The sequence below is a fragment of the Microbacterium sp. genome (genome assembly GCF_035687345.1).
Classification (GTDB): Bacteria; Actinomycetota; Actinomycetes; order Actinomycetales; family Microbacteriaceae; genus Microbacterium.
Genome location: NZ_DASRXZ010000069.1, coordinates 25,832 through 39,092, shown reverse-complemented (window position 1 = coordinate 39,092; position 13,261 = coordinate 25,832). Strand labels below are relative to the sequence as shown.

Sequence of the window (13,261 nt, the reverse complement as noted above, 5' to 3'; positions counted from 1 at the left end):
CGAACCGGTCCTCGGTGATGCGGGCGCGATCGCCCCTGTCACCAGCGCCGTGGCCGGCATCGTCGACGAGGTCACGAATTCCACGGCCGGAACCGAGCTCGTCGGAGCGCTCACCGGCGGAGGCTCCGCCCTGAACGACGTGATCGGCGACGGCGCGCTCGTCGAGGGCGGCACCGTGGGCGACCTCGCCACGAACGTCGACGCGGTGCTCGACGATGTCGGCGCGGGTGACCTCGACGCCGCGCTCGACGATGTGGGAACGACGGTCGAAGACCTCGGCACGGCTCTCGACGAGACGGTGACGGATGCCGCGACCAACGTCGACGACCAGGTGATCGACGGCGTCGTGGCCGACGCTCTCACCGATCTCGGCGACGTGCTGGACGGCGGCGACACGCCCGCCGAGATCAGCAACATGCTGCAGCACCTCGGTGCGAACATCGCCGACGCGACGGACACGACCGGATTGCTCGAGGACGCGCTCACGACGACGCTCGAGGACGCGGACGCGCCCGAGCACGGCGGGGCGACCGACGACGCGGACGGCCTGCTGACCGACCTGACCGAGAACGACGGTCTGGTCGACGGGCTGGTCGGCGACACCGTGCTCGATCCGATCCTCGGCGAGGACGGTGCGCTCGAGCCGGTGACCGACGGTGTCGCGAACCTCATCGACGAGGTGACCGGCACGACCGCCGGCACCACGATCGTCGACAGCCTGCTCGGCCCCGACTCGGGTCTGAACGACGTCGTCGGCGACGGGATCCTCGTCGAGGGCGGCCTGGTCGGCAACCTCGTCGACAACGGCGATGCCGTCCTCGACGAGGTCGGCGAAGGCGACCTGCCGGGTGCCGTGGACGACCTCGGCACGACAGTGTCGGACCTCGGCGACGACCTGGGCCGGACGCTGTTCAACGCGACGGCGAACACGTCCGACCAGGTCGTCGACGGCCTGGCGAACGACGCGCTCACCGATGCGGGTTCGCTCGTGGATGCCCTCGCGACCGGTGGCGACGTTCCCACAGCATTCGCCTCGACGCTGCAGAACGCGGGCTCCAACGTCGGCGACGCGATCGACGACACGGGCCTGCTCGACCAGGCCCTCATCGACGTGCTCGGCGACGCCGGCCCGGGCGGCGGCGGTCCCGACACGCCTGGCGGGCCCGACGCCCCGGGCGACCCGGGGAACCCGCCGGGCGGAACCGCGCCGACTGACCCCGGCCCCGGCGGCACGCCCGCCGGCGTCGGCTCGGCCGCGGCGTTCGACGGTGCGACAGACCTCGCCGTGACAGGAGGGACGGGTGCGCTCGGCGCGCTGCTGATGGGGCTTATGCTCCTGGCGGCCGGCGGCGTGCTCGTGTCACGGCGACGCTCCGCGTGACCTGAGGCGGCCGTTCCCTCGGTCGCCCAGATCCCCGGAGCAAAGGCGGGAGGGCCGTTGCCAGACGGTCCTCCCGTCCCCACCACTTCTCCGGTCGCGGTCGGCGCCTTCGTGCCTGGAACCGGCCGGCCGCGATCGGAGGACCGAACGGCGGATGCCGCGGCCCGAGCCCTCGGGGGAGGGCCGGGTCGCGGCATCCGTCTTCGGTATCGATGCGCCCCCTGCGGCGGCGCCGAGCCGGCGAAGTGCTACTTCGCGGCGACCACCTGAAGCGTGATCACGGCGGTGAGCTCGTCGCCGAGGCGAACGGTCGCCTCGTGCTCGCCCACCGACTTGATCGGCGAGGTGATCTGGATCTTGCGCTTGTCGAGGTCGCCGAGGCCCGCGGCCTTGACCGCGTCGGCGACGTCACCGGTCTTGACCGAGCCGAACAGGCGGCCCTCGGCGCCGGCCTTGACCGCCAGCTTGACCTTGTTGGACTCGAGGGCCTCCTTGAGGGCCACGGCCTCTTCGTGCGTCGCGATCGCGCGCGCCTCGCGGGCGGCGCGGATCGACGCGACCTGCTTCTCGCCGCCGCGCGTCCACGCGACCGCGAAGCCCTGCGGGATGAGGTAGTTACGGGCGTAGCCGTTCTTGACCTCGACCACATCACCGGCGCTGCCGAGCCCGGCGACCTCGTTCGTGAGAATGAGCTTTGCCATGTCGGTACTCCTTAGCGGCCAGCGCCGGCGTACGGCAGGAGCGCCATCTCGCGCGCGTTCTTGATCGCCTTCGCGATCAGACGCTGCTCCTGCACCGACACACCGGTGATACGACGGGCGCGGATCTTGCCGCGCTCCGAGATGAACTTGCGGAGGGTGGCGACGTCCTTGTAGTCGATGACGCCGACACGGATCGCCTTCGCGGGGGCGGCGTTCTTCGCGCCCTTCCGCGGCTTGCGGCGGTCGCCGCTCGCCTTTCCAGCCATGGTGTTTCCTTTACTACTTCAATTCGTTTACTGAGATCAGAACGGGGTGTCGTCGCCGTAGGCGCCGGGAGCACTCCACGCATCGGCGTTCGAGCCGCCCGCGGCGTTCGACGAGCCCGGGGTCGCCCACGGCTCGTCGGCCACCTGCTGACGCGACTGTCCGCCGCCGCCCGAGGTGCGCGTGACCTGGGCGGTCGCGTAGCGCAGCGACGGGCCGATCTCGTCGACCTCCAGCTCGATCGCGGTGCGGTTGTTGCCCTCGCGATCCTGGTAGCTGCGCTGCTTGAGGCGGCCGGTAGCGATGACCCGCATCCCCTTCGTCAGCGAGCCGGCCACGTGCTCGGCGAAGTCACGCCACACGCTCGCGCGGAGGAACAGCGCTTCGCCGTCCTTCCACTCGTTGGCCTGGCGGTCGAAAGTGCGAGGCGTCGACGCGATGGTGAAGTTGGCGACGGGGAGTCCGTTCTGCGTGTAGCGCAGCTCGGGGTCGGCGGTCAGGTTGCCGACGACGGTGATGATCGTCTCACCGGCCATGATGTCAAGCCTTCGCGGCCTTGCGGGCCGCCTTCTCTTCCGAGCGCTTCTGCTCGGCGGCGACCTGTGCCATGGCCTCTTCGGCGCGGAGCACCTTGGTGCGCATGACCCGCTCGTCCAGCTTCAGCTGGCGGTCGAGCTCCTGCGCGGCAGCGCTCGTCGACGTGAAGTTGACGACGGCGTAGATGCCTTCGCTCTTCTTCTGGATCTCATACGCGAGACGGCGGCGACCCCAGATGTCGACGTTGTCGATCGAGCCACCATCGTTCGTGATGACCTTCAGGAACTTGTCGAGGTTCGGGGCGACCTGGCGCTCGTCGATCTCAGGGTTCAGGATGACCATGAGCTCGTACTTGTGCGTCACTGACCCACCTCCTTCGGACTAGAACGGCTGTCGGGCATTTCCCGGCAGCAGGAGGGTGTGTTGCACGTGTCCGGCCGGAATCGGCATGGGCCGAGACCGGACAACCCACCTATCGTACCGGATGCCCGGTCAGGCCCCCAATCGGCCCGGATCCCGGCCGTCGGTCGAGTGCACGACTTCCCGTCGAGTGCACGCCCGAGCCGCGTGGGGAGGTCGTGCACTCGAAGGCAGGTCGTGCACTCGCGAGCCGTTGGATCAGCGGATGCCGCGGCTCACGCCGTCGGGAGGGCGACCACCCTCTCCAGCACGTCGTCGAGCGTGCCGAGGGCGTCGGTCTTGCGCATGTCGGCGCCGATTCGCTGCGCGGCGGCGCGGTACGACGGGTCACGCAGGACGGTGTCGACGGCGCGGGCGACCTTCGCGGCATCCGCCTTGTTCGTCTTGAGGTTGATGCCGGCACCCGACCAGCCGACGCGGGCGGTGACCTCGATCTTGTCCTCCGTCTGCCCCGCGACGACGAGCGGGACGCCGTGGGCGAGCGCCTGCTGCACTCCGCCGTAGCCGCCGTTCGTCACGAGCACGTCGAGCTTCGGGAAGAGCTCGCGATACGGGAGGTACGAGCCGACGCGGACGTTCGCGGGGACCGGCCCGAGCGTGTCGACCGGGCGACCTCCCGTGGTGACGATGACGAGAAGGTCGTCGCGGTCGGCGAGGCCGTCGATCGCGGGGCGGACCAGCGACGAGAAGTCGGTGTTCGCGACGGTGCCCTGCGTGACGTGCACGATCGGGCGGGAGCCGTCGAGTTCGTCCCACCAGTCCGGGAACTCGACGGCGGAGGGCGGCATCCAGGGGAGCGGCCCCGCGAACGTGACGGTGGAGGGCAGGTCCGACCGCGGGTACTCGAACGACGGCACGGTGAACTGGACGAGCGCGTCGGCGCGGACGTTCCAGGTCATGAACGAGCCGTCGAAGCTGCGCCCGACGATCTCGTGTGCGAGCGCATCCGCCTCCTCGAGCACCGGCCCGAAGATCGCCTTGTCGGCGATCGTCGTCATCACGCGGTTGCGGAGGCGCCCGATCCACCCGGCCATCGGGGTCATTCCGACACCGAACGGCGCGGTGTCACGGCTCGGAGCACCGAGGGGGAAGATCCCGAGCGCCACGATCGGCGGACGCTCCGCCCGCGGCCGGAGTGCGAGGAGCGCAGCCCCGAGGTAGAGGCCCTCCGTGAGGACGGCATCGGTCGGCTCCGCCTGGATCGCGGTCAGCAGCGCGTCGTACTGACCGCGGGCCGGCTTGAAGAAGATGTTGCGCAGGTCGAAGCGGATGGCGGCCGGCCCCGCGAGCCCCGCGCGCTCGGGGAGCAGCTCGCCCACGCGGTCGAGGTCGATGTCGGACTCGGGCGGGATCGGAAGGAACTCGGCGCCGGCCGCCGTGACGGCATCGGCGTACTTCGCCCCCGTGAGGAAGCGCACGCGGTGCCTCCGCGCGATGAGGTGCCGCGCGATCGTGAGCAGCGGCGCCACGTGCCCGTGAGCGGGCGTCGTGGTGATGAGGTACGAACCCATGGTTCCTCCGGATAGGATTGATTTGCTCTCCAGATGATTCACCACCCTCGGAGGAAAGTCAATATGTCGGATGCGAGCGCGAGCGCGACGGCGACCCGAACGTATCGATCCGAACTGCGCGCCGAGCAGGCGCAGCAGACCCGGCGGAGGATCCTCGAGGCCGCGGCCGCCCAGTTCTCGCAGAACGGCTACCAGGCGACGACCCTCGCGGCCATCGCCCGCGCAGCGCGCGTCTCGACCGAGACGGTGAAGTCCGCGGGCACCAAGGCGGATCTCCTCATCCGCGCGTTCGAAATCACGTTCGCCGGGGTCGAGGGGCGCAGCACGCTCACCGACACCGAGCGCGTGCTCGACATGCTGGCCCTCCCCGACGACGACTTCATCGCGGCGACGGTCGAGTTCGTCGCAGCCTCGAACGCCGCGAGCAGCCGCCTGTGGACGGTGCTCCTGGCCGCGTCGTTCTCGGACGACGTCGTCGCCCAGGCCCTCGCCACGATGCTCGACAACCGGCACCGCGACTTCCTCGCCCTCGCCGAGGAGCTCCGCCGTCGCCCCTTCGGCGACCCCGACCTCGACGTCGAGCGCGCCGGCGCCGAGCTCTCCTTCCTCCTGTCGCCCGAGGCCTACCAGCAGCTCGTCGCGCAGTCCGGGTGGTCGGACGAGCAGTACCGCGCGTGGCTGGCGGCGGCTCTGCGGCGCGTCGCTCGCGGCGACGGTGACGCGGGCTGAGGCATCCGCAATGTCCGCTGTAGCGTGAACCGGATGGAATGGGAACCGGATGCCTCGGCCGGCGCCTGGCTGCGCGAACGCATCGACGATCGCTGGCGAGGAACGATGCACGACATCGTGCCGCGCGGGTTCGCCGCGTACGCCCGGGTGTTCCACCCGGCGATGCGCGAGCGTCCGGTCGGGCGCGAGTGGCCGCCCGAGCCCGCCGACCGCCACCGCGCCGAGTGGGAGGAGTTCGGCCGCTCCGGCGTCGAGGTCGACACGGAGCGGGTGTCCTGGGGCGAGGCCGCTGACGCGTTCGGAACGACGATGCACGCAGGCGCGCAATGGCACCGGATCGTGCGCACCGAGCCTCGCTTCGAACGGTCGGGCGAATCGACGGATGCCGCGGGCTGGCGCTACTCGCCTCCAGAGGAGGGCCGACTCGATCCTCCACTGCTCGCGCTGCTCGCCGGCGTGCTCTCCGCCCACACGTCGACCCCCGATGACGCGTACATCGCAGTCTGGGAGGGCTGGGGCGGACTGCTCGGGTTCTACGGTGAGACGCCCGCTCGAGCCGCGCTGACGTTTTCGCAGGACGACGAGCCCGCGGACCTGCGCTACGTGTCGCTCGACGACGCGGAGCTGCTCGACCGCCATCGCGAGATGCTCGAGCGCAGCATCCACGACCGTTTCAACAACGTGTTCCGCAAGCGGACGTGGCAGCCCGGCGTGCTGTCGGACGAGGTCTCGAGGGGGCCGCGGCTGTCGCTCCCGAACCGCGATCACGTTCTGTTCCGCGGGTCGATCGCCGAGCTGGCCGACCCGGATTGGGTGGCCGGAGCGCCGTGGGCGCATGAACCCGCCGCGTCGACGCCGTCGCCGAGCTGGATCTGGCCGGCCGATCGCGCCTTCGCGGTCGCGACCGAGATCGATTGGGACTCCACCATCGTCGCCGGGTCGGCGGAGCTCGTCCGGGCGGTGTGCACGCACCCCGGGCTCGAGGCCCTCCCTCTTCGCGAGGGCGCTGCGCTCACGTGGGACTCCGACGACGTGAACCGCTGACGCCCCGCGCACCGGCGCCCGCGGCGCCCGCGGCGCCCGCACCCAGGCGTCGAGATTGCGCGAATCACCGGCGGATGCGGCATCCGTTTGCAGTTCGCGCAATTTCGGCACCCCGCGGGCGCGCCGAGCGGCTCAGCGGAACGCCGCGATGCCCGTCAGGTGCTGACCGAGCACGAGCGTGTGCACCTCGTCGGTGCCCTCGTACGTGCGCACCGACTCGAGGTTGGCCGCGTGCCGGATCGGTGAGTTCTCGAGCAGCACGCCGTCGCCGCCGAGGATCGTGCGCGCTTCGCGCGCCACCGCGATCGCCTGCCGCACGTTGTCGAGCTTTCCGAGCGAGATCTGCTCGGGGCGCAGCGTGCCCGCATCCTTGAGCCGTCCGAGATGGAGCGCGAGCAGCGCGCCCTTCTGCACCTCGACCGCCATGTCCACGAGCTTGCGCTGCGTGAGCTGGAAGCCGGCGATCGGACGCCCGAACTGCTCGCGGCGCAGCGACCACCGAAGCGCGGCCTCGAACGAGTCGCGCGCGGCCCCGACGGCTCCCCACACGATCCCGTACCGTGCGTCGCCGAGGGCCGCGAAGGGCGCACGCAGGCCTTGCGCGCCGGGGAGGCGTGCGGCATCCGGCACCCGCACGCCGTCGAACGAAAGCTCGCACTGGATGGACGCGCGCATCGAACCCTTGGGCTCGAGAACACGGATGCCGAGACCCGGCGCATCCGTCGGCACGAGGAATCCGCGCACCCCGTCCTCGGTCTGCGCCCAGACGACCGCGACCTGGGCGATCGACGCGAGTCCGATCCAGCGCTTCGCTCCGTCGATGATCCAGTCGCCGCCGTCGCGCCGCGCGAACGTCTTCATGCTCGACGGATCTGATCCGGCACTCGGCTCGGTCAGCGCGAAGCACGCGATCGCCTCGCCGCGCGCGAGCCGCGGCAGCCACTCCGCCTTCTGCTCGTCCGACCCGCAGCGATCGATCGAGCCCATCGCGAGCGAGCCCTGCACCGACGCGAACGTGCGCAGGCCCGAGTCGCCGGCCTCGAGCTCGAGCGCTGCGAGCCCGTACTCCACGGCGCTGCGGCCGGGGCATCCGTGCCCTTCGATCGTCATTCCGAGCACGCCGAGTCGTCCGAGCTCGGGGGCTATCTCGGCGGGGAACTCCGCACGGTCGAACCAATCCGCCACGTGGGGGCGGATCTCCGCGTCGACGAACGCGCGCACGCGGTCGCGCACCGCGCGCTCCTCGGCGGTGAGCAGGGCGTCGATTCCGAGGATGTCGGATGCCGCGCGCAGCGCGTCGAGGTCGTCGGGGTCTCTCGCGGAAACGTTCGCGGGCATGCTGCGCCTCCTGGGCGTCGTGCGGAGCGGGTGTGATCCGATCCTGCCGCACTCGACCGGGTACCGTGGCGGCATGAGCTCGCCGATCCCGTTCGACGCCCGACCCCTCACCGAGCCGGTCGACCGGGCGGCTGTCTCGCAGTTCGCACGGAGTCTGCGCGAGTCGGGCCGCGTCCCGAGCGGCTTCTCGGGCGCGACGATCGTCGTCGTCGTGATCGCATTCGTCTTCTTCGTGATGTTCGGCGGCGTCGTGGTCAGCGTCTTCACGGTCGTCTTCAGCGCGCTCGCCTCATCGGAGCCGGGCGGCATCGGCACGCTTCTGCCGATGGTGCTGCCGCTCGTGTTCATCGGGGTCGTCGCCGTCGCGATCGTCTTCACGTCCGTGCTCGGCCAGCGCAAACGCCGCGAGCGCTGGTATCGGCTCGACCGTTTCGCACGCGTGAACGGCATGACCTTCGAGCCGCAGCACGCGGCTCCGCCGCTGCCGGGCATGATCTTCTCGATCGGCGACTCGCGCGTCGCGACAGACCTCGTGCGGGGCCATCGTCCGCGGTTCGTCGAGTTCGCGAATTACCGGTACGTCACCGGCTCGGGCAAGAACCGCACGACCCACAACTGGGGCTACGTCGCGGTCAAGCTCGACGTTCCGCTCCCGCACATCGTGCTCGACGCGAAGGGCAACAACGCGGTGTTCGGATCGAACCTGCCCACGGCCTTCAAGTCCAGTCAGCGCCTCAGCCTCGAGGGCGACTTCGACCGGTACTTCTCGCTCTACTGCCCCGAAGGCTACGAGCGCGATGCGCTCTACCTGTTCACGCCCGACATCATGGCGCGGTTCATCGACAACGCCGCCGCGCTCGACGTCGAGATCGTCGACGACTGGCTCTTCCTCTACGCGAAGCGCCCGCTGTCGACGCTCGATCCGGCGACGTGGGCCTGGCTCTTCTCTGCGGTGGGCGCGCTGCTCGACAAGTTCGCGCAGTGGGCGCGCTGGCGCGACGACAGGCTGCGGGCGGATGCCGCGGCCCGCGCCGCGTCGGCCAGCGGCTACGCGGCGACCGGCTCAGACGCGGGTGTGCACGCGCTCACGACCGCGGCGGACTCGGTGCCGTTCGCTGTTCCGCACCAGATGCTCACACCCCCGCCGCCCGGCGTCGCCTCGGAGGGACGGCGACTGCGCCGTCGCACGTCGCTCGCGTGGGTGCTCATCGTCGGGGTGCTCGTGTTCTGGTTCGTGATGAACGTCCTCGGCGGTGGCCTGTTCAACGGGCTCTTCCGCTGAGAGCCGCCGCGCCCGGCCGGGCCGCCACCGACCGACGCCGCGCGCTGCGTCACCCACTCGCCCGGATCAGGACATCTGGCGGAGACAGGGCGTTTCTCGTGAAACTCTCCTGACTGCGCCAGATGTCCTGATTTCGGAAGGGTGGCGGATGCCGCCGGTGAGCGCGCTTCGTCTCGCTGCGCTCGCTCGGCGACCGGGAGCTCAGCGCCCGAAGCTCTCCCGCCACTCGGCGCGGCGCGCCGCCTGCTCGATGGGGTCGGGCACCGGGAGCGACGCGATCAAGCGGCGCGTGTACGCGTCGGCCGGGGCGCCGAGCACACGCGAGGTCGGTCCGGCCTCCGCGATGCGCCCGTGGTGCAGCACCACGATGCTGTGCGCGAGGAGGTCGACGACCGCGAGGTCGTGCGTGATGAACAGCGTCGCGAAGCCGAAGCGCTCCTGCAGGTCGGCGAACAGGTCGAGCACGCGCGCCTGCACCGACACGTCGAGCGCGCTCGTCGGCTCGTCCGCGATCAGAAGCTTCGGGTCGAGCGCGAGCGCCCGCGCGAGCGAGGCGCGCTGGCGCTGACCGCCCGACAGCTCATGCGGGAAGCGGTCGCCGAACGAGCCGCCGAGCTGCACGGCGTCCAGCAGCTCGTCGACGCGGGGGCGGGCGGATGCCGCATCCGTCGCCTTCCCGTGCACGATGAGCGGCTCGGCCACATTCTGCGCGATCGTCAGGAGCGGGTTGAAGCTCGTCGCGGGATCCTGGAAGACGAAGCCCAGCTCGCTGCGGCGTTTGCGGAACTCGCGCTCCTTGACGCCGTTCATCTCGACGCCGAGCACGCGCAGCGAGCCGCCGGCGACCGGAGTGAGGCCCGCGATCGCGCGGCCGATCGTCGTCTTGCCCGAGCCGCTCTCGCCCACGAGCCCGAGGACCTCGCCGGGACGGATCTGGAAGCTCACGCGGTCGACGGCGCGGAACGCGGAGCGGCCGAACCGGCCCGCGTACTCGATCACGAGGTCGGTCGCCTCGACGACGGGCTCGCTGGCCGCCTCCTCGGCCGAGAGCGTGCGGTCGGCGATCTCGAGACGCGGCACCGCGGCGAGCAGGCGCTTCGTGTACTGATGCTGCGGCGCCGCGAAGATCTCGCCGACCGGAGCGGTCTCGACGACCTCGCCCTCGAGCATCACCGCGACGCGGTCGGCGAGGTCGGCGACGACGCCCATGTTGTGCGTGATGAGCACGATCGCGGTGCCGAACTGGTCGCGCAGGTCGCGCAGCAGGTCGAGGATCTCGGCCTGCACGGTCACGTCGAGGGCCGTCGTGGGCTCGTCCGCGATGATCACCGTCGGGTCGAGCGCGAGCGCCATCGCGATGACGATGCGCTGCTTCTGCCCGCCCGAGAACTGGTGCGGGTAGTCGTTGACGCGTCGCTCGGGGTCGGGGATGCCGACGCGGCCGAGCATCTCGATCGCCTTCGCCTTCGCCTCGGCCTTCGAGTACTTGCCGTGCGCGCGCAGGCCCTCGGCGAGCTGCCACCCGACCGTGAAGACGGGGTTGAGGGCGGTCGACGGCTCCTGGAAGATCATCGCGGCCTTGGAGCCGCGCACCTCGCGCAGCTCGTTCTTGCCGATCTTCGCCACATCGGTGCCGTCGAGGATGACGGCGCCGCCGATCGTGGCGGTCTCGGGCAGGAGGCCCAGGATCGTGCGCGACGTCACGGTCTTGCCGCTGCCGGACTCGCCGACGATCGCCAGCACCTCGCCGCGGCGCACGTCGAGCGAGACGCCGCGGACGGCCCGGACCTCGCCGGCGTCGGTCGCGAAGCTGACGTCGAGATCGCGGATCTCGACCGCGACGGAATCGGATGCCACGGTCATCACTCCACCTCTCCCATGAACTCGCGCGCGACGGGCTGGCTCGCGGCCACCGCGTCGGCGGGCGTCTTCGCCGCGCGACGGCGCGCGCGCAGGCGCGGGTCGGCGAGGTCGTTGAGGCTCTCGCCGATGAGGGTGATGCCGAGGATCGTCAGCACGATCGCGGTGCCCGGCGGGATCGCCGTCCACCAGATGCCGGCCGACACGTCGCCGATGGACTCCTTGAGGTCGTAGCCCCACTCGGCCGCGGCCGTCGGCTCGATGCCGAAGCCGAGGAAGCCGAGGGCGGCGAGCGTCGCGATGGCCTCGGAGGCGTTCAGGGTCACGATGAGCGGGAGCGAGCGCGTCGAGTTGCGCAGCACGTGACGGAACATGATGCGCCACGTGCTCGCGCCGATGACCTTGGCCGACTCGACGAACGCCTCGGATTTCACACGCACGACTTCTGCGCGAACGACACGAAGGTACTGCGGGATGAAGACGACCGTGATCGCGATCGCCGCCGACAGCACACCGGGGACCAGGCCGGACTGTCCGCCGCTGACCGCGATGGCCGCGACGATCGCGAGCAGCAGCGACGGGAACGAGTAGATCGCATCTGCGATGACGACGAGCACGCGGTCGAGCCATCCGCCGACGTATCCGGAGATGAGACCGAGCAGGATCCCGATGAACACCGACAGCAGGATCGCGACGACCACGACGAACAGCGCGGTCTGGGCGCCCCAGATGGTGCGCGAGAGGACGTCGTACCCGCCGACCGTCGTGCCGAGCAGGTGCTCGGGGCTCGGAGGCTGCTGCGACCCGAACAATCCGTCCGGACCGCGCAGCTGGTTGTAGCTGTAGGGAGCGAGCCACGGCGCGAGGAGTGCGACGAGGAGGAACACGAGAGCGAGCACGAGGCCGGCCACGAGCATGCCCCGCTGGAGGCCGACGCTCTGACGCAGCTGGTGGACGACCGGCAGCCGGTCGAAGAATCCGCGCTTGGCCATGTCAGTACCTCACCCTCGGGTCGAGGAACGCGGCTATGACGTCCACGATGAAGTTCGTCACGGCGACGATGATCGCGATCATCACGACGATCGCCTGCACCGCGACGAAGTCGCGCGCCGCGAGGTAGCGGGCGAGCTGGAAGCCGATGCCCTGCCATTCGAACGTCGTCTCGGTGAGCACGGCGCCGGCGAGCAGGATCGCGATCTGCAGACCGATCACCGTCACGATCGGGATGAGCGCCGGCTTGTAGGCGTGCTTGCGCACGAGACGGTACTCCGAGACGCCGCGCGAGCGGGCGGCGTCGACATACGGCATGTTGAACGTGCCGATGACGTTCGTGCGCACGAGGCGCAGGAAGACACCCGCGATCGCGAGGCCCAGCGTCATGGCGGGCAGCACCGCGTGGGCGAGGACGTCCTGCACGTAGGCGGGGTTGCCCGACGCGATCGCGTCGATGAGGTAGAAGCCGGACCCGCCGCTGCGGTTGAGGGCGATCTCCGTCCGCACATTCGCGCGGCCGCTCACGGGGAACCATCCGAGCCACACCGAGAAGATGAGCTTCGCCACGAGACCGGAGAAGAACACGGGGGTGGCGTAGAAGAGGATCGCGCCGACGCGGAGCGCGGCATCCGGCGCCTTGTCGCGCTTGGCCGCGGCGACGAGGCCGAGCGGGATGCCCACCACGAACGCGACGATGAGCGCGTAGAACGCGAGCTCTGCCGTGGCGGTTCCGTACCGCACGAGCACGTCGATGACGGGCTGGCGGTCGGTCAGGGTGGTGCCGAAGTCGCCCGTGAAGATCTGGCCGAGGTACTCGATGTACTGGACGATGATCGGCCGGTCGAAGCCCGCTTCACGGATGCGCTCCGCGAGCTGGTCGGCGGGGAGTCGGCCGCCGAGCGCGGCCGTGATCGGGTCTCCGGTGAGGCGGATCATGAAGAACACGACCGTCACCAGGATCGCCACCGTCACGAAGATGAGGAGGAACCGCGTGAGGAGGTAGCGGCCGAGCTTGCCTCCTCCCGACTTCGACCGCGATGCGGCAAGCAGGGGCGGCGGCTGATCGACGGGTGCGACCTCGCTCGTGGTCATGGGTGGAGCCTATCTATCGGAGAACGCGGGTAAAGGGCGAATGCCGCGGCGTCCAAGCGCCTCGGCCGCATGGCGATGGGGCGGCCCGGCGAGCGGACCGCCCCATCGA

General features: G+C 70.5%; 13 protein-coding genes. 4 read left to right on the top strand and 9 right to left on the bottom strand.

The annotated features are described in order from the left end of the window. The coding region (locus VFF97_RS08295; protein WP_325033022.1) for an LPXTG cell wall anchor domain-containing protein at positions 1 to 1,381 on the top strand (1,381 nt) is incomplete at its 5' end. Positions 1,382 to 1,629: 248 nt separating this feature from the next. Here VFF97_RS08295 and rplI read toward each other — a convergent pair. The 5 genes from rplI to VFF97_RS08270 form a co-directional block, all read right to left on the bottom strand. After that, a complete protein-coding gene (gene rplI, locus VFF97_RS08290) occupies positions 1,630 to 2,082 on the bottom strand; it encodes a 50S ribosomal protein L9 (protein ID WP_325033021.1) in 453 nt (150 codons plus the stop codon). Between the two features lie 11 nt (positions 2,083 to 2,093). Next, the gene (rpsR, locus tag VFF97_RS08285) at positions 2,094 to 2,348 is read right to left on the bottom strand and encodes a 30S ribosomal protein S18 (protein ID WP_137845745.1); all 255 of its coding nucleotides are present in this window, start codon (positions 2,346 to 2,348) and stop codon (positions 2,094 to 2,096) included. Positions 2,349 to 2,384: 36 nt separating this feature from the next. After that, positions 2,385 to 2,882, bottom strand: a complete 498-nt coding sequence (locus tag VFF97_RS08280) for a single-stranded DNA-binding protein (protein ID WP_325033020.1) — start codon at positions 2,880 to 2,882, stop codon at positions 2,385 to 2,387. Between the two features lie 4 nt (positions 2,883 to 2,886). After that, positions 2,887 to 3,246, bottom strand: coding sequence for a 30S ribosomal protein S6 (gene rpsF, locus VFF97_RS08275; protein ID WP_325033019.1), 360 nt, complete (start codon positions 3,244 to 3,246; stop codon positions 2,887 to 2,889). Positions 3,247 to 3,518: 272 nt separating this feature from the next. Next, complete coding sequence (locus tag VFF97_RS08270; RefSeq protein ID WP_325033018.1) at positions 3,519 to 4,814, bottom strand: glycosyltransferase; 1,296 nt, start codon at positions 4,812 to 4,814, stop codon at positions 3,519 to 3,521. Between the two features lie 63 nt (positions 4,815 to 4,877). On the opposite strand from VFF97_RS08270, the gene VFF97_RS08265 reads away from it, so the two are divergent. Beyond that, the gene (locus VFF97_RS08265) at positions 4,878 to 5,543 is read left to right on the top strand and encodes a TetR/AcrR family transcriptional regulator (RefSeq protein ID WP_325033017.1); all 666 of its coding nucleotides are present in this window, start codon (positions 4,878 to 4,880) and stop codon (positions 5,541 to 5,543) included. Between the two features lie 33 nt (positions 5,544 to 5,576). Continuing rightward, the gene (locus tag VFF97_RS08260; RefSeq protein WP_325033016.1) at positions 5,577 to 6,587 is read left to right on the top strand and encodes a hypothetical protein; all 1,011 of its coding nucleotides are present in this window, start codon (positions 5,577 to 5,579) and stop codon (positions 6,585 to 6,587) included. A 132-nt stretch (positions 6,588 to 6,719) separates the two neighbouring features. On the opposite strand, the gene VFF97_RS08255 is transcribed toward VFF97_RS08260, so the two are convergent. After that, entirely contained in the window at positions 6,720 to 7,925 is a 1,206-nt protein-coding gene (locus VFF97_RS08255; RefSeq protein ID WP_325033015.1) for an acyl-CoA dehydrogenase family protein, read from the bottom strand. 73 nt (positions 7,926 to 7,998) lie between these two features. On the opposite strand from VFF97_RS08255, the gene VFF97_RS08250 reads away from it, so the two are divergent. Beyond that, positions 7,999 to 9,207: a hypothetical protein gene (locus VFF97_RS08250; RefSeq protein WP_325033014.1), complete on the top strand. Its 1,209-nt coding sequence runs from the start codon at positions 7,999 to 8,001 to the stop codon at positions 9,205 to 9,207. 201 nt (positions 9,208 to 9,408) lie between these two features. Here the strand turns inward: VFF97_RS08250 and VFF97_RS08245 are convergent, their stop codons facing one another. From VFF97_RS08245 to VFF97_RS08235, 3 genes are read right to left on the bottom strand one after another with little or no spacing between them, the layout of a single operon-like run. Beyond that, on the bottom strand, positions 9,409 to 11,070 hold the full coding sequence (locus VFF97_RS08245; protein WP_325033013.1) for an ABC transporter ATP-binding protein: 1,662 nt from the start codon (positions 11,068 to 11,070) through the stop codon (positions 9,409 to 9,411). Further along, a complete protein-coding gene (locus tag VFF97_RS08240) occupies positions 11,070 to 12,059 on the bottom strand; it encodes an ABC transporter permease (RefSeq protein ID WP_325033012.1) in 990 nt (329 codons plus the stop codon). The genes VFF97_RS08245 and VFF97_RS08240 overlap by 1 nt, the downstream gene beginning before the upstream one ends. A gap of 1 nt (position 12,060) precedes the next feature. Beyond that, entirely contained in the window at positions 12,061 to 13,152 is a 1,092-nt protein-coding gene (locus VFF97_RS08235) for an ABC transporter permease (RefSeq protein WP_325033011.1), read from the bottom strand. Between the last annotated feature and the right edge of the window lie 109 nt (positions 13,153 to 13,261).

Excerpts from the sequence above, each read along its gene's own strand:
- VFF97_RS08235 (WP_325033011.1), bottom strand. The coding sequence starts at position 13,152 with ATGACCACGAGCGAGGTCGCACCCGTCGATCAGCCGCCGCCCCTGCTT.
- VFF97_RS08280 (WP_325033020.1), bottom strand. The coding sequence starts at position 2,882 with ATGGCCGGTGAGACGATCATCACCGTCGTCGGCAACCTGACCGCCGAC.
- VFF97_RS08265 (WP_325033017.1), top strand. The coding sequence starts at position 4,878 with ATGTCGGATGCGAGCGCGAGCGCGACGGCGACCCGAACGTATCGATCC.
- VFF97_RS08250 (WP_325033014.1), top strand. The coding sequence starts at position 7,999 with ATGAGCTCGCCGATCCCGTTCGACGCCCGACCCCTCACCGAGCCGGTC.
- VFF97_RS08245 (WP_325033013.1), bottom strand. The coding sequence starts at position 11,070 with ATGACCGTGGCATCCGATTCCGTCGCGGTCGAGATCCGCGATCTCGAC.
- VFF97_RS08255 (WP_325033015.1), bottom strand. The coding sequence starts at position 7,925 with ATGCCCGCGAACGTTTCCGCGAGAGACCCCGACGACCTCGACGCGCTG.
- rplI (WP_325033021.1), bottom strand. The coding sequence starts at position 2,082 with ATGGCAAAGCTCATTCTCACGAACGAGGTCGCCGGGCTCGGCAGCGCC.
- VFF97_RS08270 (WP_325033018.1), bottom strand. The coding sequence starts at position 4,814 with ATGGGTTCGTACCTCATCACCACGACGCCCGCTCACGGGCACGTGGCG.
- VFF97_RS08260 (WP_325033016.1), top strand. The coding sequence starts at position 5,577 with ATGGAATGGGAACCGGATGCCTCGGCCGGCGCCTGGCTGCGCGAACGC.
- rpsR (WP_137845745.1), bottom strand. The coding sequence starts at position 2,348 with ATGGCTGGAAAGGCGAGCGGCGACCGCCGCAAGCCGCGGAAGGGCGCG.
- VFF97_RS08240 (WP_325033012.1), bottom strand. The coding sequence starts at position 12,059 with ATGGCCAAGCGCGGATTCTTCGACCGGCTGCCGGTCGTCCACCAGCTG.